The organism is Marivivens donghaensis (assembly GCF_011806565.1).
GTDB classification, from domain to species: domain Bacteria; phylum Pseudomonadota; class Alphaproteobacteria; order Rhodobacterales; family Rhodobacteraceae; genus Marivivens; species Marivivens donghaensis_A.
This window is the reverse complement of record NZ_JAATOP010000002.1, coordinates 63189-83743: the sequence shown is the minus strand read 5'-3', so window position 1 is coordinate 83743 and position 20555 is coordinate 63189. Positions and strand designations below refer to the sequence as shown.

General features: G+C 57.8%; 23 protein-coding genes. 12 read left to right on the top strand and 11 right to left on the bottom strand.

Going from position 1 to position 20555, the window contains the following annotated elements; genetic code table 11:
- Positions 1-9 precede the first annotated feature (9 nt).
- Positions 10-1068: a heat-inducible transcriptional repressor HrcA gene (gene hrcA, locus HCZ30_RS03270; RefSeq protein WP_167636345.1), complete on the bottom strand. Its 1059-nt coding sequence runs from the start codon at positions 1066-1068 to the stop codon at positions 10-12.
- 112 nt (positions 1069-1180) lie between these two features.
- On the opposite strand from hrcA, the gene rph reads away from it, so the two are divergent.
- From rph to hemW, 3 genes are read left to right on the top strand one after another with little or no spacing between them, the layout of a single operon-like run.
- The gene (rph, locus tag HCZ30_RS03265; protein ID WP_167636344.1) at positions 1181-1891 is read left to right on the top strand and encodes a ribonuclease PH; all 711 of its coding nucleotides are present in this window, start codon (positions 1181-1183) and stop codon (positions 1889-1891) included.
- Positions 1888-2499, top strand: coding sequence for an RdgB/HAM1 family non-canonical purine NTP pyrophosphatase (rdgB, locus tag HCZ30_RS03260; protein WP_167636343.1), 612 nt, complete (start codon positions 1888-1890; stop codon positions 2497-2499). Before rph ends, rdgB begins: the two co-directional genes overlap by 4 nt.
- Positions 2462-3649, top strand: a complete 1188-nt coding sequence (gene hemW / locus HCZ30_RS03255; protein WP_167636342.1) for a radical SAM family heme chaperone HemW — start codon at positions 2462-2464, stop codon at positions 3647-3649. Before rdgB ends, hemW begins: the two co-directional genes overlap by 38 nt.
- Here hemW and HCZ30_RS03250 read toward each other — a convergent pair.
- The 7 genes from HCZ30_RS03250 to HCZ30_RS03220 form a co-directional block, all read right to left on the bottom strand.
- Positions 3646-4554, bottom strand: a complete 909-nt coding sequence (locus HCZ30_RS03250; protein ID WP_167636341.1) for a ParB/RepB/Spo0J family partition protein — start codon at positions 4552-4554, stop codon at positions 3646-3648. The genes hemW and HCZ30_RS03250 overlap by 4 nt on opposite strands.
- Before the next feature lie 15 nt (positions 4555-4569).
- Positions 4570-5367 carry an AAA family ATPase gene (locus HCZ30_RS03245; protein WP_167636340.1) on the bottom strand — a complete coding sequence of 266 codons (798 nt, stop codon included), beginning with the start codon at positions 5365-5367 and terminating at the stop codon, positions 4570-4572.
- On the bottom strand, positions 5360-5965 hold the full coding sequence (gene rsmG, locus HCZ30_RS03240) for a 16S rRNA (guanine(527)-N(7))-methyltransferase RsmG (protein ID WP_167636339.1): 606 nt from the start codon (positions 5963-5965) through the stop codon (positions 5360-5362). Before rsmG ends, HCZ30_RS03245 begins: the two co-directional genes overlap by 8 nt.
- Positions 5962-7824 carry a tRNA uridine-5-carboxymethylaminomethyl(34) synthesis enzyme MnmG gene (gene mnmG / locus HCZ30_RS03235; RefSeq protein ID WP_167636338.1) on the bottom strand — a complete coding sequence of 621 codons (1863 nt, stop codon included), beginning with the start codon at positions 7822-7824 and terminating at the stop codon, positions 5962-5964. The genes rsmG and mnmG overlap by 4 nt, the downstream gene beginning before the upstream one ends.
- An 11-nt stretch (positions 7825-7835) precedes the next feature.
- The gene (gene mnmE / locus HCZ30_RS03230; RefSeq protein WP_167636337.1) at positions 7836-9116 is read right to left on the bottom strand and encodes a tRNA uridine-5-carboxymethylaminomethyl(34) synthesis GTPase MnmE; all 1281 of its coding nucleotides are present in this window, start codon (positions 9114-9116) and stop codon (positions 7836-7838) included.
- A 16-nt stretch (positions 9117-9132) separates the two neighbouring features.
- Positions 9133-10404, bottom strand: a complete 1272-nt coding sequence (rho, locus tag HCZ30_RS03225) for a transcription termination factor Rho (protein WP_167636336.1) — start codon at positions 10402-10404, stop codon at positions 9133-9135.
- A gap of 114 nt (positions 10405-10518) precedes the next feature.
- Complete coding sequence (locus HCZ30_RS03220; RefSeq protein WP_167636335.1) at positions 10519-10995, bottom strand: CopD family protein; 477 nt, start codon at positions 10993-10995, stop codon at positions 10519-10521.
- A gap of 398 nt (positions 10996-11393) precedes the next feature.
- Here HCZ30_RS03220 and HCZ30_RS03215 point away from each other — a divergent pair, with 398 nt between their 5' ends.
- The 4 genes from HCZ30_RS03215 to dnaQ are packed head-to-tail and all read left to right on the top strand — an operon-like array spanning position 11394 to position 14134.
- A complete protein-coding gene (locus tag HCZ30_RS03215; RefSeq protein ID WP_167636334.1) occupies positions 11394-11993 on the top strand; it encodes a Maf family protein in 600 nt (199 codons plus the stop codon).
- A complete protein-coding gene (locus HCZ30_RS03210) occupies positions 11990-12823 on the top strand; it encodes a shikimate dehydrogenase (RefSeq protein WP_167636333.1) in 834 nt (277 codons plus the stop codon). Before HCZ30_RS03215 ends, HCZ30_RS03210 begins: the two co-directional genes overlap by 4 nt.
- Positions 12820-13413 (top strand): dephospho-CoA kinase, encoded by a 594-nt coding sequence (gene coaE / locus HCZ30_RS03205; protein ID WP_167636332.1) that lies wholly within the window; start codon positions 12820-12822, stop codon positions 13411-13413. The genes HCZ30_RS03210 and coaE overlap by 4 nt, the downstream gene beginning before the upstream one ends.
- Positions 13406-14134 carry a DNA polymerase III subunit epsilon gene (dnaQ, locus tag HCZ30_RS03200; RefSeq protein WP_167636331.1) on the top strand — a complete coding sequence of 243 codons (729 nt, stop codon included), beginning with the start codon at positions 13406-13408 and terminating at the stop codon, positions 14132-14134. Before coaE ends, dnaQ begins: the two co-directional genes overlap by 8 nt.
- On the opposite strand, the gene secB is transcribed toward dnaQ, so the two are convergent.
- Together secB and HCZ30_RS03190 are read right to left on the bottom strand one after the other, a co-directional pair.
- A complete protein-coding gene (gene secB, locus HCZ30_RS03195; protein WP_167636330.1) occupies positions 14127-14624 on the bottom strand; it encodes a protein-export chaperone SecB in 498 nt (165 codons plus the stop codon). The genes dnaQ and secB overlap by 8 nt on opposite strands.
- 57 nt (positions 14625-14681) lie before the next feature.
- Entirely contained in the window at positions 14682-15164 is a 483-nt protein-coding gene (locus HCZ30_RS03190) for an FxsA family protein (protein WP_167636329.1), read from the bottom strand.
- A gap of 102 nt (positions 15165-15266) precedes the next feature.
- Here HCZ30_RS03190 and HCZ30_RS03185 point away from each other — a divergent pair, with 102 nt between their 5' ends.
- From HCZ30_RS03185 to HCZ30_RS03165, 5 genes are read left to right on the top strand one after another with little or no spacing between them, the layout of a single operon-like run.
- Positions 15267-15926, top strand: a complete 660-nt coding sequence (locus tag HCZ30_RS03185) for a Tim44/TimA family putative adaptor protein (RefSeq protein ID WP_167636328.1) — start codon at positions 15267-15269, stop codon at positions 15924-15926.
- 18 nt (positions 15927-15944) lie between these two features.
- Positions 15945-16883, top strand: a complete 939-nt coding sequence (gene mltA, locus HCZ30_RS03180) for a murein transglycosylase A (protein WP_167636327.1) — start codon at positions 15945-15947, stop codon at positions 16881-16883.
- Positions 16883-17482 (top strand): Smr/MutS family protein, encoded by a 600-nt coding sequence (locus HCZ30_RS03175; RefSeq protein ID WP_167636326.1) that lies wholly within the window; start codon positions 16883-16885, stop codon positions 17480-17482. The genes mltA and HCZ30_RS03175 overlap by 1 nt, the downstream gene beginning before the upstream one ends.
- A 29-nt stretch (positions 17483-17511) precedes the next feature.
- Complete coding sequence (locus HCZ30_RS03170; RefSeq protein WP_167636325.1) at positions 17512-18408, top strand: diacylglycerol kinase family protein; 897 nt, start codon at positions 17512-17514, stop codon at positions 18406-18408.
- Positions 18405-19199: a metallophosphoesterase family protein gene (locus HCZ30_RS03165; RefSeq protein ID WP_167636324.1), complete on the top strand. Its 795-nt coding sequence runs from the start codon at positions 18405-18407 to the stop codon at positions 19197-19199. Before HCZ30_RS03170 ends, HCZ30_RS03165 begins: the two co-directional genes overlap by 4 nt.
- On the opposite strand, the gene hslU is transcribed toward HCZ30_RS03165, so the two are convergent.
- Positions 19187-20488 (bottom strand): ATP-dependent protease ATPase subunit HslU, encoded by a 1302-nt coding sequence (hslU, locus tag HCZ30_RS03160; RefSeq protein WP_167636323.1) that lies wholly within the window; start codon positions 20486-20488, stop codon positions 19187-19189. The genes HCZ30_RS03165 and hslU overlap by 13 nt on opposite strands.
- Positions 20489-20555: the final 67 nt, after the last annotated feature.

The window sequence follows — 20555 nt, the reverse complement described above, 5'->3', positions numbered from 1 at the left end:
TCGTTTCCCTCAGTTCTGGCCGGAAATCATACGCCCGACCAGCTGCGCTGTGTAATCCACGATCGGAACGATGCGGCCATAGTTAAGCCGCGTCGGACCGATGACGCCTACGGCGCCAATAATCTTACGGTCGGCGTTCATATAGGGAGAAACCACCAAAGAGGAACCCGAAAGTGAAAAAAGCTTGTTTTCGGAGCCAATAAAAATGCGCACACCCTCGCCATCCTCGGCGAGTTCGAGGAATTCTGCGATGTCCTGCTTGCGCTCAAGGTCGTCGAACAGCGTTCGGATGCGTTCAAGGTCGTCTGGAGTGCCGGATTCGCCCAGCAGGTTACCTCGCCCACGTACGATGAGTCGCTCGGTGGATTCGCCGCGATCTTCCCAAACCGCGATCCCACTCTCGACCATCTGGGCGGCGAGCGTATCGATCTCCTGACGGCGCTTTTTGATCTCTGCGGTCACGGCGGAGGCGAGCTGCGACAGCGTCTTCCCCTCGGCAATCGCGTTGATGAAGTTCGCAGCCTCACGCAGCGAGCTCGGCGTTTGACCGGCGGGCGGTGTGAACAGGCGGTTCTCGACATTGCCGTCTGCGAACACCAGAACGACGAGCGCCTTTTCAGCTGCAATAGACACGAACTCGATGTGTTTGATCGGCGCCTCATGCTTCGGTGTCAACACCAGCGACGCACCGTGAGTCACGCCAGACAGCGCGGAGCCGACACGGTCCAGCAGGCCGTTCAGGTCGCCCGAGTTTGTCCCCATCGTCTGATCAATCTTCTGGCGATCCTCGCCCGACAGGTTCACCTCTAGCAGCCCGTCAACGAACATCCGCAACCCGTTCTGCGTCGGGATACGCCCCGCAGAGGTATGCGGGCTTCCCAGCAACCCCATGTATTCGAGGTCCTGCATCACATTGCGGATCGTGGCCGCGCTGACTTTTTCGGACATGCTGTGGGTCAGAGAGCGCGATCCGATGGGTGAACCGGTTTCCAGATAGCCTTCGACAACGCGGCGGAATACCTCGCGCGAGCGGTCGTTCATATCATCTAGCAGAGGCGATCGTGTCATCGTTTCCTTACCCTTCCATTCAAATAAAGGGCACCTATGTGGAACGTCAATCGGGGTTGGTTTTCAGTATCAACCCGCGTATCCCGCTAGCGGTACAGCAAGGAGATTGAATATGCGCCCTTCCGGTCGTCAGGTAAATGAAATGCGCCCCGTCTCGATCGAGGTCGGCGTCACCAAACATGCCGAGGGTTCCTGCCTCATCAAGGTCGGCGATACCCACGTCATGTGCACCGCTACGATCGAAGATCGTGTGCCTCCGTTCATCAAGAACTCCGGCCTCGGTTGGGTCACTGCCGAATACGGTATGCTGCCCCGCTCGACCGGTTCGCGTATGCGCCGTGAAGCTGCCAGCGGCAAGCAAGGCGGCCGCACCGTTGAAATCCAGCGCCTGATCGGCCGCTCGCTGCGTGCCGGTGTTGACCGCGTTGCTCTTGGCGAACGCCAGATCACCATCGACTGTGACGTCCTTCAAGCTGACGGCGGCACCCGCTGCGCCTCGATCACCGGTGGTTGGGTCGCGCTCAAGCTGGCCGTCAACAAACTGATGAAAGCCGGCCTCGTGACCAGCGATCCCCTGCCCGAACCTGTCGCCGCTGTCTCCTGCGGTATCTACGCTGGTCAGCCGGTTCTCGATCTGGATTATCCTGAAGACTCCGAAGCAGGCGTCGACGGCAACTTCGTCATGACCGGCAACCGCCTGATCGAAGTGCAGATGAGCGCCGAGGGTGCCACCTTCTCGCGTGACCAGATGACCCAACTCCTCGACCTCGCGGACAAAGGCATCGCTGAGCTGGTTGCCGCACAAAAGGCCGCCACCGCATGACACGCCGCTTTGAGGGAAAGGAGCTCGTCGTAGCGACCCACAACAAGGGCAAGCTCGAAGAGATCAGCGAAATGCTCGCGCCGTTCGGGATCAAGGTGACCTCTGCCGCCGATCACGGCCTTGCAGAGCCTGAAGAGACCGAAAACACCTTCGTCGGCAACGCGCGTATAAAAGCACATTACGCTGCAAAAGAGACTGCTTTGCCCGCTCTCGCCGACGACTCCGGCATCGAAATCGACGGCTTGAATGGCGCACCTGGCGTCTACACCGCCGATTGGGCCGAAACGCCGAACGGTCGCGACTTCGTCATGGCGATGGAAAAGACGTGGAACAAGTTGGAGGAGGCAAAGGCCCCCTTCCCGCGCACCGCGCGTTTCTGCTGCACCCTCGTCCTCGCATGGCCTGATGGTCACGATGAGGTCTTTGCTGGCGTCATGAACGGACAGATTGTCTGGCCGATGCGCGGCGATCAGGGTCACGGCTACGATCCGATCTTCCAACCCGAAGGCTACGACGTGACCTTCGGCGAGATGGATCGCTGGGAAAAGAACAAGATCAGTCACCGCGCGGATGCGTTCGCCAAGTTCGTGCAGGGCTGCTTTGCTTGAAGATTGGCAACACGGCGGCTTCGGCCTCTACATTCACTGGCCCTTCTGCCAGTCGAAATGCCCCTACTGTGACTTCAACAGTCACGTAGCGAGCTCCATTGACCAGAATCGATGGGCTCGCGCCTACCTCTCCGAAATCGACCGTGTTGGCACGCTGACCCAAGGTCGCGTGCTGAAGTCCGTATTCTTTGGTGGCGGCACCCCTAGCCTCATGGACCCCGAACTCGTCGACGCGATCATGACCAAGATCCGTCGCACGTGGCCCATGACTAACAGTGCAGAGGTCACGCTTGAAGCCAATCCAACTTCCGTGGAGGCCGGACGTTTCCGTGGCTACCGCGACGCAGGTGTTAACCGCGTCTCGATGGGCATTCAGTCACTAAACAATCAGGATTTGCATGCTCTTGGACGGTTGCACAGTGTCGAAGAGGCGCTCGCGGCATTCGACATTGCTCGCGGCGTGTTTGATCGCGTGAGCTTCGATCTTATCTATGCACGTCAGAACCAAACGACCCAAGAATGGCGAAACGAGCTGAAACAGGCTCTTTCTTTGGCCGTCGACCACATTTCGATGTACCAGCTGACGATCGAACAAGGAACAGCTTTCGGTGATCGATATGCAATTGGGAAACTTCGCGGACTTCCCGACGAAGACTCCGCCGCTGACATGTACGATGTCACACAGGACGTCGCTGCACAGATGGGTTTCCCCGCTTACGAAGTCTCTAATCACGCGCCGGAAGGCGCTGAGAGCCAACACAACCTGATCTATTGGCGCTACGGCGACTACGCGGGCATTGGGCCTGGGGCCCACGGACGCCTGACCCTGGGCGGTCAGAAATATGCAACCGAGACCTACCGTATGCCGAATACTTGGCTCGAAGCGGTGGAGCAGCGCGGGAACGGTGAAAACGTCTCTGATACGCTGAATCAGATCGATCAATTGCATGAGTTTTTACTTATGGGCCTTCGCGTAGCGGACGGCGTTGATCTCAACCGGCTATCTCATTTCGGCGGTGATGCGCTCCAGCCGAATATCTCTCGCCTCGAAAACATGGGATTTCTAACCCACGAAAAAGGCCGGCTTAGATTGACATCCGAAGGCCGGCCCCTGCTCAACGCTGTACTGCGCGAATTGCTGGTCAATTAAGACGACGACAGGATCCGCATCACGTCATCCAACTGGTCAAGCGACTCGTAGCGGATGCTGATGCGGCCGCCCTCACCATTGGCATCGTGATCGATAGACACCTTCATCCCAATCTGGGACGATAATTCCTGCTCGATTTGAGCCGTATCAGGGTCTTTTGCAGCTGCACGAACGCGGTTGTTTTGGGTCGCCTTCTGCTTCGCCGGATCAGCTTTGGTCAGCTTTTCTGCATCGCGCACCGAAAGTCCCTGCTGAATGATTTTCTGCGCGATTTCCGCCGCCTGCTCATTGCCAACCAAAGTACGCGCGTGGCCCGCGGATAGTTGGCCTTCGATCACGTAAGTCTGAACGTCACGCGGAAGATTGAGCAGACGAAGCAAGTTCGCAATGTGCGAACGGCTTTTACCCAGCGCTTGGCTGAGCTGTTCCTGCGTATGGCCGAAGCGGTCCATCAGCTGCTTATAGCCCGCCGCTTCATCAATCGCGTTGAGATCAGCACGCTGGATGTTCTCAATGATCGCGACTTCGAGGACTTCTGTGTCAGAGAACTCGCGAACAATAACTGGCAACTCATGCAATTGCGCGATCTGCGATGCACGCCAGCGACGTTCACCGGCAACAATCTCGAACTTTGATGCATCACGTGGCGACGTCCGAACAATAAGCGGCTGGATGACACCCTTTTCTTTTACCGACGATGCAAGTTCCTGAAGCGCTTCGTCAGCGAACGAACGGCGCGGCTGGTCAGGATTAGGCTCGACACGTTCAATTGCGACCATCATGTCTGGGCGGCGCGGTGCGCTGTCAGCCGCTGCAGGCGCGCGCTCGACCGGCGCATTCACATCAGCCATCAAAGCCGAGAGGCCACGGCCCAACCCACGATTACGGTTCGGTTTGTCTGCCATATCGGCCTCCTGCTCTTAAGCTTGGCGCTGAATGAGTTCGGCCGCCAATTCACGGTACGCGTTCGCACCTCGCGAATTGGGATCATACTCCATAATCGACATCGCGTAAGATGGAGCTTCGCTCAGACGCACATTTCTCGGGATCATCGTTTTAAACACGAGATCCTTGAGGTTCTCACGGGCATCCTGTTCAACCTGCGTTGACAAATTATTGCGGCGATCAAACATCGTCAGGACGACACCTTCGATCCGAAGATCAGGATTGGCTGTCTGGCGGACTTCACGAATGGTCAACATCAGTTGGGATAGACCCTCAAGCGCGTAGAATTCGCTCTGTAGGGGCACGATCACCGAGTCTGCGGCAACCATCGCGTTGATCGTCAACAGGTTCAACGAAGGCGGACAGTCGATAATGATGTAGTCGAGAGCAAATGCGTCGACCGAGGGCTGACGAAGCGCGTCGTAGAGGAGAAAACTACGCTTTTCATTGGAAATCAGTTCGATATCGGCCGAACTCAGGTCTGTATTTGCAGGGATCGCCATCAGATTGGAGATACCGGTCTCCTGAACCGCGTCGTAAAGGTTCGCTTCGCCAGCAAGGATGTCGTAGGTCGTCACTTCTCGCTGATCAGGCTCAATACCGATCCCAGTCGATGCGTTGCCTTGGGGGTCGAGATCGACCAGTAGCACACGACAACCCAGCTCCGCCAAGCCGGCCGCAAGGTTAATCGACGTCGTTGTCTTGCCAACTCCGCCCTTCTGATTTGCGATTGCGATAATTTTCGGAGCTGTCGTTCTGCTCAGGTCAGACACGGGCGATTTCCCTTACTGCTACCAATTTGGCCTCAGCGTCGGTGATACTGTCGTGGAGTTCGTAGGCAAAGGACCAATTCTGCTTTGCGGCATCAATTTCGTCGTTGACACCCTTCCCCTTCTGGAAAAGCGCAACACCGCCCTCTCTCAGGTGCCGATCAGCAAATCCCAGCAGCAGATCAAGGGAAGCGAGTGCGCGGGCACTAACGACATCCGCATTCTGCGCGTCGGCCTCCTCGATCCGCTTGGCGATAACCTTGGCGTTCAGGTCCAATTCTCGGATCGCGGTGCGAAGGAATGTCGCTTTACGTTGATCGCTCTCGATGAGGGTAAACTGAGCGTCCGGCATCCGTTCTTTGGCGATTGTAGCAAGAACGATGGCCGGAAAGCCTCCGCCAGATCCGATATCGACCCAAGTGGCGAAGCCGGTAGGCGCATTTAGCCAGACCTGGGCGGAATCAATGATATGTCGATCCCAGATATCATCTTGAGTGCCCTTCGCGATCAAGTTGATCTTTGTGGTCCACTTAAGAACAAGATCAGAGAACGCCCTAAGGCGCTCCTCTGTTTCACGTGAAACATCAAGCCCAGCGATCATGCCGACTTTGCTTTCGACTGCTTGCGAATTTGGGAAATTAGCAAAACCAGAGCGGCTGGTGTCATTCCCTCGATACGTCCAGCCTGCCCGATCGTAGAGGGCCTCGCCTTTTCCAGCTTCAAACGCAGTTCGTTCGAAAGCCCAGAGATGCCTGCATAGCTAAACATGCTTGGAATAACGAGCTGCTCATCTCGCTGAAGGCTCTCGATATCTTTTTCCTGACGAGAAATATAATGCGCATACAAAGCATCGCGTTTGATCTGCTCGCGAATTGGCTTTTCGAACGCGGCAGCGCTCGGCACCAGTCCGACAAGCTGTTCATCTTCAAACTCGGCCAAAGTAAGTGCGTCAAGAGCAGACCGTGTTTGCCCGCTCGGGCTGAGATTGACTCCGGAATTCGCAATTTGGGACGCAGTCAAGCTGACCTGCTGAAGCTCAGCCTTGGCCTCGCGAATATCATCCATCTTTCTTGAGAACGCAGACCAGCGCTCATCACCAACGCATCCAGCATTACGCCCAAACTCAGTCAGCCGCTGATCGGCGTTATCAGCGCGAAGAGACAGGCGGAACTCGGCGCGCGATGTGAACATACGGTACGGTTCCGACACGCCACGCGTAATAAGGTCGTCAATCATCACTCCGATATAGCTGCTCGTGCGCGAGAAAGTAATCGAGTCCGCATCGCCCCTAGCGGCGTTCAAGCCAGCCACCAGACCTTGGGCAGCTGCCTCCTCATAGCCAGTCGTACCGTTGATCTGGCCAGCGAGATACAGGCCCTGCACGTCTCGCAGTTCCAACGTCGGTTTGAGTGAGCGAGGATCAACGTAATCATACTCAATCGCGTATCCCGGCTGGAGAATCTTCACATCCTCAAGTCCATAGATCGAGCGGACGTAATCTTCCTGAACCTCAACAGGAAGCGAGGTCGAAATGCCGTTGGGATACACGGTGGGATCATTGACGCCCTCGGGCTCAAGGAACACTTGGTGGGACGTTTTGTCAGCAAAGCGTACCACCTTGTCTTCGATTGAGGGGCAATATCGCGGCCCCACCCCGTCGATATGTCCGCCATACATCGCTGATCGCGATAGATTTTCGCGGATGATGTCGTGCGTACGCTCATTCGTATGTGTAATACCGCAGGCGATTTGAGGCGCCATGACCGCCTTGGACATGAACGAGAACAGGACCGGCTCGTCGTCACCAGGTTGACTGCCCAAGAGGTCCCACTTGATTGTCCTACCGTCGAGGCGCGGCGGTGTACCCGTCTTCAGACGGCCGAGCGGCAATGAAAAGCTATCGAGGCGCTCGGCCAGCTTTACTGAAGGCTTATCGCCCATCCGGCCACCCGGCTTGGACACGTCGCCAATATGAATGACGCCACGCAAAAAAGTGCCGGTCGTCAGAACAACATTGCCGCAGTTGATCTGCGACCCGTCAGCGAGCTCGACGCCCGAAACGCGATCACCCGACATGAGGAGGTCCGTAACCTCGCCCTCAATGACGGTGAGATTAGGCTGATCGACCGTTAATTTTTGGATAGCTTGTTTGTAAAGCGCTCGGTCAGCCTGAGCACGAGGCCCCTGCACCGCAGGGCCCTTTTTGCGGTTTAGCAATCGGAACTGAATGCCCGCAGCATCAGCAGCGCGTCCCATGACGCCATCAAGAGCATCAACTTCGCGCACCAAATGGCCTTTACCAAGGCCGCCGATTGCCGGATTGCATGACATTACGCCGAGCGAATCGAAAGTCAGTGAAACCAGTGCGGTGTTTGCACCCATACGAGCAGAGGCATGGGCCGCTTCCGTACCTGCATGGCCACCGCCAATGACGACAACATCAAAGTCCATTTGTTTCACGTGAAACACTCCTATTTGCCGATGCAGAAGCTGGAGAAGATCACATCCAGCAAATCCTCGACATCAACACGTCCGACGAGCGATTCGGTGGCCCTAGCCGCTGTACGAATCTCTTCCGCGATAAGATCGGCCAACCCGGTCTGCGTGTCCACTAAACCCATCGCGAGGTCTAACGCGTCGCAGCCTTTAAGAAGCGCGATCCGGTGGCGTTCGCGCATGGCAACGCCGATCCGAGCCGTCTTGGAACGTAGGCGTTCTTCGATCACACTTACCAAGCGATCAACGCCTGCGCCGGTCTTACCCGAAATGCCGACGCCATCGGCCAATTGATCGTCATCCTTCGCAATCACAATCAAGCTGTCGCTTCCGAAGTCATGTTCGACCTCAGATGGATCAACGACCATGTAGACGACCATATCTGCCGCCGCGGCACGCTGCTTGGCAATCCCGATACCAAGGCTTTCAACCACATCATCGGTTTCTCGCAGACCAGCTGTATCGAGGATAGTGACGGGAAGGCCACCGAGGTCCATCCGAACTTCGATCACATCCCGGGTGGTGCCTGCGATGTCCGACGTAATCGCAGCCTGACGACCAGCGAGGCGATTGAGCAGAGTGGATTTACCGACGTTCGGCGCACCGACGATGGCAACTTCGAACCCATCACGGATACGCTCGGCCACGCGAACACCATCAGCTTCGACCTGCATCTCATCACGAACGGACGTCAATAATTCCCGAACTTCGGGCATTACGTCGACGGGCACGTCTTCATCCACAAAATCAATGGTGGCTTCGACCAAAGCGGCAGCACGCACTAACCGCTCACGCCAGCTTTCAACCTTGGTTCCCAGAGCGCCCTGAAATACACGAAGTGCTTGTTTTCGCTGCGCTTCTGTCTCAGCCTCGATGAGGTCAGCGAGCCCCTCGACTTGTGCAAGGTCAAGTTTCCCATTCTCCAACGCGCGGCGGGTAAACTCGCCCGCCTCAGCATGGCGTAGGCCGTCAATCTCCGACAGCTCGCGCAGAACAGTCGCTACAATCGCGGGCGATCCGTGCAGTTGAAACTCGACAACAGCCTCACCGGTAAAGCTCTTGCCCGGTTCGAACACCAGCACCAGTGCTTCGTCGATCAGATCGCCCTGCCCGTCTACGATCCGGCGGACGCCGCGGCTTTTGGGCAGATCGCCGGACATGCGGCGTCCTGCCTCAAATGCCAACGGGCCCGAGACGCGAACAACCGCAACGCCGGCTTTGCCTGACGCGGTGGCCAGGGCGTAAATGGTATCCATGTCCGCCCTCCGCGGATCAGGTGTTCATTGAGTCGAAGAATTCGCCGTTGGTCTTGGTCTGCTTCAGCTTGCCCATGAGGAATTCGATCGCATCGGTGGTACCCATCGGGTTGAGGATGCGGCGAAGCACGTAGGTCTTCTGAAGGTCCTTTGGCGAGACCAGCAGGTCTTCTTTACGGGTGCCCGACTTGAGAATGTCGATAGCCGGGAAGACGCGCTTGTCGGCAACCTTACGGTCGAGCACGATTTCCGAGTTACCCGTACCTTTGAATTCTTCGAAGATGACTTCGTCCATGCGCGAACCGGTGTCGATCAGCGCGGTGGCGATAATGGTCAGTGAGCCACCCTCTTCGATGTTACGAGCAGCACCGAAGAAGCGCTTCGGACGTTGCAGCGCGTTGGCGTCCACACCACCGGTCAGAACCTTACCCGAGGACGGGACGGTCGTGTTGTAGGCGCGGCCAAGACGGGTGATCGAGTCAAGCAGGATGACGACGTCGCGCTTGTGCTCGACCAGTCGTTTCGCTTTTTCAATAACCATTTCAGATACTTGGACGTGACGTGTCGCCGGTTCGTCGAAGGTCGACGACACGACTTCGCCGCGCACCGAGCGCTGCATGTCGGTAACTTCTTCGGGGCGTTCGTCGATCAGCAGAACGATCAGATAGCACTCCGGATGGTTCTTTTCGATCGAGTGCGCGATGTTCTGGAGCAGAACCGTCTTACCCGTACGCGGCGGCGCCACGATCAGCGAACGCTGGCCCTTGCCGATTGGTGCTACGAGGTCGATGATACGGGCCGAACGGTCCTTGATTGTCGGGTCCTCGATTTCCATGTTCAGGCGCTGGTCGGGATAGAGCGGCGTCAGGTTATCGAACGCGATCTTGTGACGTGCGCGCTCCGGATCTTCGAAGTTGATCTTCTCGACGCTGGTCAGGGCGAAGTAACGCTCGTTGTCGTTCGGCTCCTTGATGACGCCCTCTACGGTGTCACCGGTGCGCAGCGAGTGCTGACGGATCATGTCGGGGGAGACGTAGATGTCATCCGGACCGGGCAGGTAGTTCGCTTCGGGCGAACGCAGGAAGCCGAAACCGTCCTGAAGCACCTCGAGCACACCGTCACCGCCGATGACCCAATCGTCGTCGGCAAGTTCGCGCAGAATGGCAAACATCATGTCGCCCTTGCGCATGGTCGAGGCGTTTTCGATCTCCAGCTCTTCAGCCATCGAAAGCAGGTCTTTCGGGCTCTTGGCTTTGAGATCGGCAAGGTTCAAACGGTCTTGCGACATGGCATACCCTTTTCGGGCCATCCAGCCCGCGTTCGTTTCAGCAATATTCAGACAGATTCCTTCCCCGGACGGGGAGGCACCCCTATTAGCCCTGCCCTGCGGCGCGAGTCAAATTCAGAATTTAACGACCACCGAGATGACGATCACGATCATGAGAAGCGTCGGCACCTCGTTCATCATCCGGTAGTTTCGACCGGTCAGGGTGTTCTCGCCCTTCATGAAGTCCTTACGGCGCTTTCCCAGCCACATGTGAAACCAGGTCATGCCAATGACCGCGATAGCTTTCGTCCACGGCCATATGAAGCTCCAGTCGACGACTCCGGGCGTCAGGACCATCAGGAGACCGAAGATCCACGTCGCGATCATAGCGGGGTTCATAATCGCTTTGAGGAGCAAACGTTCCTGCTTCTGAAACAGGATGTCCATATCGCTGCCCTCGGGGACGCCTTCCCTTCTCGGCCCTTCGACGTGGTATACGAAGAGACGCGGGAGATAGAATATCCCTGCCATCCACGAAATTACTGCCATGATATGGATCGACTTGGTCCAAGGATAAGCCCAGCCAAGAAAGTCGTAAAAAGTGTCGAGCATACGGTCCTCGCGCTTTCCCTCTTAAATAATAAATAAAGAAAGAAAGATTGTAGTTGTTTGTTGGTAGTGTGGATAACTGGCTTATTGGGACTTCTCCACCAACTTATCTACATTTCCACAATGACTCACAGTCATGCAGATTCTTGTGGGAATCGCCAAGGCCCTTATTTTTAAGGCAGACTTGACTCGGTGAGTCGCGTTGACTCTTTTTGGCTGTGGAGTCTTTTGTCGATTCCCATCCACATACCCACAGGGCCGCTTTATCCCATCCCCATCTGTGAAACCTGTGATGGAATCGTGGTCGACTCAGAGGGTGTTTGCGTGGAAAGCTGTCAACGCCTAAGACGTCCACGAGTTATCGCTTCGAAATCACAGGGTTACCCCCGAAATTATCCACAATGACTGACCAGATCATCCTCGCCTCCGGATCGGAAATCCGTAAGACGCTCCTGCGTAATGCCAACATTCCGTTTGAGTCCGTTCTGCCACGGGTCGATGAAGAAATGATAAAGATGTCTCTTCAGGCGGAGGAGGCGAACCCGCGCGACATTGCCGATGCGCTGGCAGAGGCAAAGGCCCGCAAGGTGTCCCAGAAGAACCCGGGCAAGCTAGTGATCGGTTGCGATCAGGTGCTGGATTTCGACGGTCAGGTTCTGTCCAAACCCGAAAGCCCCGATGACGCCCGTGCGCAGCTCAGAGCGATGCGCGGCAAAACGCACCGTCTGCTTTCCGCCGCCGTCATCTATAAGGATGCAGAACCGCTCTGGCGTCATGTCGGGGTGGTGCGCCTCACGATGCGGGATTTCAGCGACGCTTACCTCGACGATTATGTCGATCGGAACTGGGACAGCATCCGTTGGTCGGTTGGTGCCTATAAGATTGAGGAGGAAGGCATCCGCCTGATGGCCCGAACCGAAGGCGACTATTTCACGATCCTCGGGCTGCCGATGGTCGAACTGGTGAACTATCTGATCGTGCGGGGAGTACTGGACGCATGAGCGAAGAACGCATTCCGCTAGCCGGTGTCATCGGCTGCCCGATTTCCCATTCCCGCTCGCCGATCCTGCACGGACACTGGCTGAAGCGCTACGGGATCAAGGGCCACTACATTCCGATGCACGTCGAGCCCGACAATCTGGAACGTGTTCTGCGGACCATGCCCGAGATGGGTTTTGTGGGCTGCAACATCACCATCCCGCATAAGGTCTCCGCTCTGGAGATCGCGGATATGGTGTCCGACCGCGCGTCGTTGATCGGCGCGGCGAATACGCTGATTTTCCGTGCTGACGGTAAAATTCAGGCCGACAACACAGACGGCTACGGTTTCATGGCGAACCTTCGACAGAAGGCTCCCGACTGGGATCCGACAACCGGCCCCGCCCTCGTGCTCGGCGCGGGTGGTGCGTCGCGGGCTATTCTGACAGCGATGCTCGATGCCGGAACGCCGGAAATTCTGCTGACGAACCGTACCCGCACCAATTCGGACGCGCTGCGTGATGAATTTGGTGCCCGCATCCGCGTGGTCGAATGGGTCCACGCCGGTGCTGCGATGGGCGAATGCGATACGGTCATCAACACCACGTCGCTCGGCATGAAAGGCGCGAACGAATTCAAAGTGCCGACGAAACAATTGCGGTCAGGCACCTTGGTCACCGATATCGTCTACAACCCTCTTCGCACCAAGCTGCTGAACGAGGCAGAACAAATGGGCTGCGTCACGGTCGATGGGCTCGGGATGCTTCTGCACCAAGCCGTCCCCGGTTTCGAGCGCTGGTTCGGTACGCGCCCCGAAGTCGACGACGAATTGCGCGCTGTGGTTCTGGGATGACGTGGAAGCTCGGCCTGACCGGTTCGATCGGCATGGGCAAATCGACGACCGCCAAGATGTTCCGCGACGAAGGCGTGCCGGTCTGGGACGCCGATGCGACGGTCCACAAGCTCTACGGTATTGGCGGCGCGGCGGTCGATCCTGTCGGCAATACCTACCCCTCAGCGATCCGCGACGGTGCCGTTGACCGTAACGCCTTGAAGTCGCTGATTTCCGAAGACCCCACGGTCCTCAAAACGCTCGAAACTATCGTCCACCCGCTGGTCGCTGCCGACCGTGCGGAGTTCCTTGCCACCACTGATGCGCCGCTCGTTGTTTTCGATATCCCGCTTCTGTTTGAAACGGGCGCCGACAGCTGGCTGGACTCTGTCCTCGTGGTCACCGCCCCTGCCGATGTCCAGAAAGACCGTGTGCTTTCCCGTGGAACAATGACCGAGGAGCAGTTCGCCCAGATCCTCGCGCGGCAGATGCCCGATGCCGAAAAACGTGAACGCGCGGATCATCTGATCGAGACCCTGACCCTAGACGGCACCCGCCAAGACGTGCGAAACCTGATCGCCGAACTGACAGAGCGGAGTTCCCATGCGTGAGATCGTACTCGATACCGAAACGACAGGCTTTGATCCCGACAGCGGCGATCGTCTGGTCGAAATCGGTTGTCTTGAGTTGCAGAACCACATGCCGACGGGACGCACCTACCACGTCTACATCAACCCCGAACGGTCGATGCCTGCGGATGCGTTCAAGGTTCACGGCATCGGTCCCGACCTTCTGGAGCCGCCGCAACCGCTGCAACCGGGTCAGGTGCTGCTGAAAGACAAAAAGGTTTTCCGCGAACACGCGCAGGATTTCCTGAATTTCATCGGCAACGCGAAGCTCGTCATTCACAACGCGGCTTTCGATATGCGCTTTCTCAATGCGGAACTCGGCTGGCTGAACCTGCCGCAGATCCCGTGGGATCAGGCCATCGACACGCTGGCCATTGCGCGCAAGAAATTTCCCGGCTCGCCCGCATCGCTTGATGCGCTCTGCCGCCGTTTTGGCATCGACAACTCGTCACGTACCTTGCACGGCGCGCTTCTCGACTCCGAAATTCTGGCCGAGGTCTATCTGGAACTGATCGGGGGGCGTCAGCCCGACTTCGGTCTGTCCAGCAATGCCGGAAGCGCGTCGGGCGGGGTTGCCGAGGACTGGCGGCCCAAGCCGCGTCCCCATGCTCTTCCTTCGCGGATCACCGAGGAAGAGGCCGCCGCCCACGCTGCCTTCGTAGACAAACTGGGCGACGACGCACTCTGGAAAAAGCTTAGTTAGCGACCGGAGCTTCGGCGCCTTCTGCCTTCTGCGCTTCAACGCGGCGGGCAAGTTCCTGACGGTAGATCGTCACGAAGTCGATGAGGTCGAGGTTCACCGGCGGGAAACCACCGTCACGGGTCACGTCCGAAACGACGCGGCGCAGGAACGGGAAGGTCAGGCGCGGGCATTCGATCATCAGGTAGGGGTGCAGCTGGTCTTCCGGCACGCCTTCGATGTGGAACACACCTGCGTAGTCGACTTCCAGAATGAACAGCGGCTCTTTGTTTTCTTTGGTCGACGAATTGACCGTCAGCTTGGTGCTGACTTCGTACTGGTTTTCACCGCGCTTGCGAGCGTCCAGAGCGACCTTGACGGACATCTCGGGCTGCGGGTCACCCTTCAGGCCCTTCTGGGCGAGGATGTTTTCGAACGACATGTCGCGGATGTACTGGGCGACGATGCGGTTCTTGATTTGCGGCTGTTGCGGCTGCTGCGGATTATCCGACATTATTGGGCTCCCTAAAATTCAAGTCGGACACTGCTTAGCAGTCCGACATGGTGGTGGCTAGTGGCGCGTCCAACCGGACGGATGGGTCGGTCGCTTTTCCGGATCTACCTCTACGAAGTCGCCGTCGATGGTGTCGCCACGCTGCGGATCACGCGGCTCGCGCTGCATCGTCTGGCCATAGGTGAAGCTCTGAACCTTCACCTTGCCACGCAGGTATTTGTACACGGCGGTACGGACGGCAGGGATCAGCAGGGCAAAGCCGACGGCATCGGTAAAGAAGCCCGGCGTCAGAAGCAGCGCCCCCGAAAACAGGATCATCGCACCACCGGCGAGGTTTTCGCTCGGATCACGCAGATCGTTGAAGGACTGACGGAGGCGCAGCAGTTCCTTAGCGCCCTCACGCTTCACAAGATTGGCACCGAGGATAGCGGTCAACAGCACGATGAGCAGCGTCGGCCACAGCCCGATAAGACCGCCAACGTTGATGAAAAGTGCGATTTCGATCAGCGGAACCGCGATAAATGCCAACAATAGCCACATGATAGGTCCTTTCTGCCCGAAGGTAGACTTGATCGGGCCTGTGACATACATAAGTGCGAGGCAACGAAATGGAATGCCCCAACTATCCCGAAGAGGTTTGGAATGAACTCTCCGCTTATCCAACTGCTGGTTCTTGCCGGCATTGCGATTTTTCTGATCATCAAGCTGCGGAGTGTTCTTGGTACTCGTGAAGGCTTTGAAAAACCGCCGGTTCGCGCCGATCAGGCCGCTGTCCAGAAACGTGCCGACTTCGAGGTGATCGAAGGTGGGCCGGACCGCGACATCGTGGACTACGTCCCCGAAAGCAGCCCGACCGCCAAAGCTCTCGCCGAGATGAAAAAGCAGGATCCCGATTTCACCGTGGGTGATTTTATCGGCGGCGCCCGCGGGGCTTACGAGATGATCCTCATGGCGTTCGAAAAGGGCGACATCTCGGACGTGCGTCCGTTCCTGTCGGCTGACGTAGACGAAGCGCTGTCGTCCGTGATTGCCGAGCGCAACGCTCAGGGCCTGACCATCGACGCCGAATTCCTCGGTGTGTCCGAGGTTGCCATCCAGCACGCCGAATATGATCCGACCACCAAAGAGGCCGAGATCACTATGCGTATGACCGGCGAGTTCACCTACACCGTGCGCAATGCCGAAGGTGAAATCGTCGAGGGCGGTGACAAAACGCCGAAGCGCCAGCGCGATATCTGGACCTTTGCTCGCCGCATGACCGAGAATGATCCGAACTGGACGCTCGTCGCGACCGACGAATAACAGAAGCCGGAGGCCGATATGGCTCACGCCACATACAGGCTTCTGACGTTTTCCGAATTGAATGGATGGGCCGAGGACGATCACGCCGCGGCCCTTTCTGTTTTCAGAAACACCGCCGATCTGCTGGGGCCTGACTGGGCTGATTGCGTTGCCGCGCTTGATGGCGTTCACGACCCGCGCGTGTATTTCGAAACGCACTTCACGCCCTTCGAAATCAGCGATAGCAGCCCTGCCCTCTTTACGGGCTATTTCGAGCCTGAGTTGCTGGGCAGCCTGACGACCGATGACACCTACCGTCATCCGCTCTACCGCATGCCTGACGGCGAACTCCCGACCCGCGCAGAGATCGAAGACGGTGCCCTTGATGGCCGCGACCTCGAACTTGTATGGCTCGCCGATCCGGTCGAGGCGTTCTTCCTCCATATCCAAGGGTCGGGTCGTGTGGCGCTTCCCGGCGGCGGTACCCTGCGCGTCGGCTATGCGGGAAAGAACGGCTACCTCTATCAATCCGTCGGTAAAAAGCTGATAGACGCAGGAAAGATCGACCCGACAGAGATTTCGGCCGAGCGCATCAAAGACTGGATGCGCGCGAACCCGACTGACGCCAAAGAGCTGATGCGAAAGAACCAGAGCTATGTCTTTTTCCGCGAACTGGATGTCCCGCTGGAGAGCGGACCCATTGGTGTGATGGGTCGTAGCGTGACGGCTGGCCGTACGATCGCCGTGGACCCCGGGTTCAACATCTATGGCGCTCCGGTCTGGATCGAAAAGGACGCGCCGGACGCAATGTCGCGCCTGATGATCGCGCAGGACACCGGCGCTGCCATCAAAGGAGCACAGCGCGCAGATATCTTTGTGGGCACTGGCGAAAAGGCAGGACATATCGCGGGCGGGTATCAGCAGTCGGGCCGCATGGTCGCGTTGCTGCCGCGCAAGCTGGCAGAGGGCTTGGTCTGATGGCCCGCCGTCCGCGTCATATCTCGCAGGAAGAGAAGGACCTCTGGGACCTCGTTGCGAAACGTGTGACCAAGCTCGATCCGACGCGCAAAGAAATCGACGTGCCCGAAACGATGCCTGCCGCGCTCTCGAAGAAACGGGAACCCGTGGCGCCTACGCCGCTGCCGAAATTCCGCGTCGGTCAGAAATCCAAGGCCCGCAAAGCAGACGACCTTGCCACGCCGATTGCCGATGCGCTGCGCTCCGCGCCGTTATCGATGGACCATAAAACCCACCGCAAAATGACCCGCGGCAAGATCGTGCCGGACGGGAAGCTCGACCTCCACGGGATGACCATTGCCGAGGCACACAGCGAACTCATCGCGTTTGTCTTGTCCTCCTTCGAAATGGAGCGCCGCCTGCTGCTCGTCATCACCGGCAAGGGCAAGGACCGCGACGCAGGCGGACCGATCCCGACGCGCATGGGCGTTCTCCGCCATCAGGTGCCGCAATGGCTGCGCCTACCGCCCCTCAATCACGTTGTTTTGCAAGTTACGCCCGCCCACGCCCGACACGGTGGACACGGCGCTTATTACATCTACCTCAAGCGGGTGCGCTGAGAGGGCGCACTATTTGAGGTGCGGATACTGTGTCGAAATCCATTTGTGTAATTACCAACCCAAAATCGGGAACGAATAGCAACGACGCGAATGCTATTGATCGCGTGATGGCTATTCTGGGCGACCAAGCCCAGCTGATCGAGACCGACCCCGAGAGCGGGTTTGAAGGTGCCGTTGAAAAGGCGCTGGAGCAAGGTTGCGCGACGATTGTTGCGGCGGGCGGTGACGGCACCATCGTGGGAATCTCGTCTCTGCTGCTCGACAAGGACGTGACGATGGGCGTTCTCCCGCTTGGCACGTTCAATTTCTTTGCCCGCGGCTTGGGCATCCCCGAAGACCCCGAGGAAGCTGCAAGGGCGCTGCTGCACGGCGAGCCGAAGAAGATCTCCGTCGGGTCGGTGAACGGCCAGATATTTCTCAACAACGCCAGTCTCGGCGTCTATCCGGTGATCCTAAAGAACCGTGAGGCGACGTATAAACACTGGGGTCGTTCGCGGATTGTTGCGCATATCTCCATGCTCAAGACGTTCCTGCAATTCGACCGCGTGCTGAAAATCCGCATCATGTCGGAAGGCGTGGAAAAGACCATCGAGACACCCCTCGTGTTCGTCGCGCGCTCTTCCTACCAGCTCGATATGTTCAACCTCGAAGGCGAGGACGCCATCAAGGAAGACAATTTCGCCGTCTTCACCGCTGTCAGCCAAGGCCGCTATACCATGCTGAAAAACGTCTGGCGTCTGGTGCGCCGCACGATGAAGCAGGGCCGCGACTTTGACCTTTATAAGGTTCAGGAGCTCGATATCGACACGGGCCGAAAAGAAGAGCTCGTCGCGTTCGATGGCGAGAAGGCCAAAATGAAAACCCCGTTAGAGTTCCGTATGCACACCGATGCTTTGCGGATCCTTGTTCCCAAGGAAGGTGCATGAAACGCGTAATCCATATTTCCGACCTCCACTTCGGCAAGATCAGAGACGAGCTTGTCGATCCGCTTGTAAAAACGATCAACGATCTGAAGCCTGACCTCGTATGCGTGTCGGGCGATTTTACCCAGCGCGCGCGTCGTTCGCAGTTCGCCGATGCGCGTCAGTTCCTCGACCGTATCGAAGCGCCGACACTTTCTGTGCCGGGCAATCACGATACGCCGCTAGAAAACTTGATCGAGCGGTTCTTCCGCCCGTTCCGCCGCTATAAAAAGGCGATCAATCAGGATCTGGAGCCGACGTTTGCGGACGACGAAATCCATGTAATTGGCGTGAACACCGTAAACCGCTTTGCTCACCAGCGTGGCAAGGTCGGATCGCACACGGTCAAACGCATCTGTGACACGTTCCAGAGCAAGCCTGATGATCGCTGCCGCATCGTGGTCCTGCACCACCCGCTTGAACACCTGACGGAGACGGACAAGCGTCTGACCTCCGGTGCTGCCAAAGCGATTGAGGGCCTCAGTGAATGCGGTGCCGACGTGCTGCTGTGTGGCCACCTGCACACGACGGTTACGTCTCCGTTTACCGCCGCGCCGGGCTTGCTGCTCGTTCAGGCAGGCACGGGTCTATCGTCCCGCCTGCGCGGCGAACAGAACACGTTCAATCTGCTTACGGTGGAAGGTGCGAAACTCAAGATCGAGCGGTTCGCGGCTGGCGAGACGCCCGAATTCGCTGTCGACGAAACCCGAGATTTCGAGTTCGTCGACAACGCTTGGGTGCATCAGAGCACGTAACGGCTCATGTCGGCGGACCGGCTGAGTTCGCCGACGTTCTTTTCTACGAACTCAGCATCTACGGTGATGTGCTCGCCCGAACGGTCCGGCGCGGTGAAGGACAACTCCTCGAACACGCGCTCCATGATCGTGTAGAGGCGGCGCGCACCGATGTTTTCAATGTTGCGGTTCACGTCGGCAGCGATCTTGGCCATCGCCTCGATCCCGTCGGGTGTGAATTCGACCGTCACCTCTTCGGCACCCATAAGAGCCGCGTACTGACGGGTCAGCGCGTTGTCGGTCTCGGTCAGGATACGAACGAAGTCGCCTTCGCTGAGCGCGCCCAGTTCAACGCGGATCGGCAAACGGCCCTGAAGTTCGGGCAGCAGGTCCGACGGCTTGGCAACGTGAAACGCGCCCGAAGCGATGAACAGGATGTGGTCGGTTTTGACCGCACCGTGCTTCGTCGAAACGGTGGTACCTTCGATCAGCGGCAGCAGGTCGCGCTGAACGCCTTCACGGCTGACATCAGCACCGCGAGCTTCGGCGCGGGCGCAAACTTTGTCGATTTCATCGAGGAACACGATGCCGTTCTGTTCGACCGCTTCGATAGCGGCCTTCTTCACGGTCTCGTCGTCCAGCAGTTTGTCCGCCTCGTCAGATATCAGAACCTCGTAGCTCTCAGACACGGTCATCCGCTTTTTCACGTTGCGCTGGAACGCTTTACCGAAAAGATCGCCAAGGTTCATCATGCCGCCCATCTGCGGTTGACCCGGAACCTCGAAGCCGCCCATCGGGTTCGACGTATCGGCAACTTCGATCTCGATGATGTGGTTGTCCAGCTCGCCCGTCCGCAGTTTTTTGCGGAAGGACTCGCGGGTGCCTTCGCGAGCATCGACGCCAGCGATAGCTTCGATCACGCGGTCTTCGGCGGCCTTGTGAGCATTCGCTTTGACGTCTTCACGCATCCATTCGCGGGTGTCGTTGATCGCGATGTCCACCAGATCGCGGACGATCTGCTCGACGTCACGACCGACATAACCGACTTCGGTGAACTTGGTGGCTTCGACCTTGATGAAGGGCGCGCGGGCCAGCTTGGCAAGGCGGCGGCTGATTTCGGTTTTGCCGACACCGGTCGGTCCGATCATCAGGATGTTTTTGGGGTACACCTCGTCACGGAGGTCATCGCCCAGTTGCTTGCGGCGCCAGCGGTTGCGCAGGGCGACTGCGACGGCGCGCTTGGCGTCTTGCTGCCCGATGATAAAGCGATCGAGTTCGGAAACGATTTCGCGCGGGGTCAGATCGGTCATGGCATCCTCTTAATTTCAGGACCGATCTAGGTACTGCGAAAGAGAAATCCAACCCGATTGTCCAAAA

Excerpts from the sequence above, each read along its gene's own strand:
- hrcA (WP_167636345.1), bottom strand. The coding sequence starts at position 1,068 with ATGACACGATCGCCTCTGCTAGATGATATGAACGACCGCTCGCGCGAG.
- rph (WP_167636344.1), top strand. The coding sequence starts at position 1,181 with ATGCGCCCTTCCGGTCGTCAGGTAAATGAAATGCGCCCCGTCTCGATC.
- rdgB (WP_167636343.1), top strand. The coding sequence starts at position 1,888 with ATGACACGCCGCTTTGAGGGAAAGGAGCTCGTCGTAGCGACCCACAAC.
- hemW (WP_167636342.1), top strand. The coding sequence starts at position 2,462 with ATGCGTTCGCCAAGTTCGTGCAGGGCTGCTTTGCTTGAAGATTGGCAA.
- HCZ30_RS03250 (WP_167636341.1), bottom strand. The coding sequence starts at position 4,554 with ATGGCAGACAAACCGAACCGTAATCGTGGGTTGGGCCGTGGCCTCTCG.
- rsmG (WP_167636339.1), bottom strand. The coding sequence starts at position 5,965 with ATGATCGCTGGGCTTGATGTTTCACGTGAAACAGAGGAGCGCCTTAGG.
- mnmE (WP_167636337.1), bottom strand. The coding sequence starts at position 9,116 with ATGGATACCATTTACGCCCTGGCCACCGCGTCAGGCAAAGCCGGCGTT.
- rho (WP_167636336.1), bottom strand. The coding sequence starts at position 10,404 with ATGTCGCAAGACCGTTTGAACCTTGCCGATCTCAAAGCCAAGAGCCCG.
- HCZ30_RS03220 (WP_167636335.1), bottom strand. The coding sequence starts at position 10,995 with ATGCTCGACACTTTTTACGACTTTCTTGGCTGGGCTTATCCTTGGACC.
- HCZ30_RS03215 (WP_167636334.1), top strand. The coding sequence starts at position 11,394 with ATGACTGACCAGATCATCCTCGCCTCCGGATCGGAAATCCGTAAGACG.
- HCZ30_RS03210 (WP_167636333.1), top strand. The coding sequence starts at position 11,990 with ATGAGCGAAGAACGCATTCCGCTAGCCGGTGTCATCGGCTGCCCGATT.
- coaE (WP_167636332.1), top strand. The coding sequence starts at position 12,820 with ATGACGTGGAAGCTCGGCCTGACCGGTTCGATCGGCATGGGCAAATCG.
- dnaQ (WP_167636331.1), top strand. The coding sequence starts at position 13,406 with ATGCGTGAGATCGTACTCGATACCGAAACGACAGGCTTTGATCCCGAC.
- secB (WP_167636330.1), bottom strand. The coding sequence starts at position 14,624 with ATGTCGGATAATCCGCAGCAGCCGCAACAGCCGCAAATCAAGAACCGC.
- HCZ30_RS03190 (WP_167636329.1), bottom strand. The coding sequence starts at position 15,164 with ATGTGGCTATTGTTGGCATTTATCGCGGTTCCGCTGATCGAAATCGCA.
- HCZ30_RS03185 (WP_167636328.1), top strand. The coding sequence starts at position 15,267 with ATGAACTCTCCGCTTATCCAACTGCTGGTTCTTGCCGGCATTGCGATT.
- mltA (WP_167636327.1), top strand. The coding sequence starts at position 15,945 with ATGGCTCACGCCACATACAGGCTTCTGACGTTTTCCGAATTGAATGGA.
- HCZ30_RS03175 (WP_167636326.1), top strand. The coding sequence starts at position 16,883 with ATGGCCCGCCGTCCGCGTCATATCTCGCAGGAAGAGAAGGACCTCTGG.
- HCZ30_RS03165 (WP_167636324.1), top strand. The coding sequence starts at position 18,405 with ATGAAACGCGTAATCCATATTTCCGACCTCCACTTCGGCAAGATCAGA.
- hslU (WP_167636323.1), bottom strand. The coding sequence starts at position 20,488 with ATGACCGATCTGACCCCGCGCGAAATCGTTTCCGAACTCGATCGCTTT.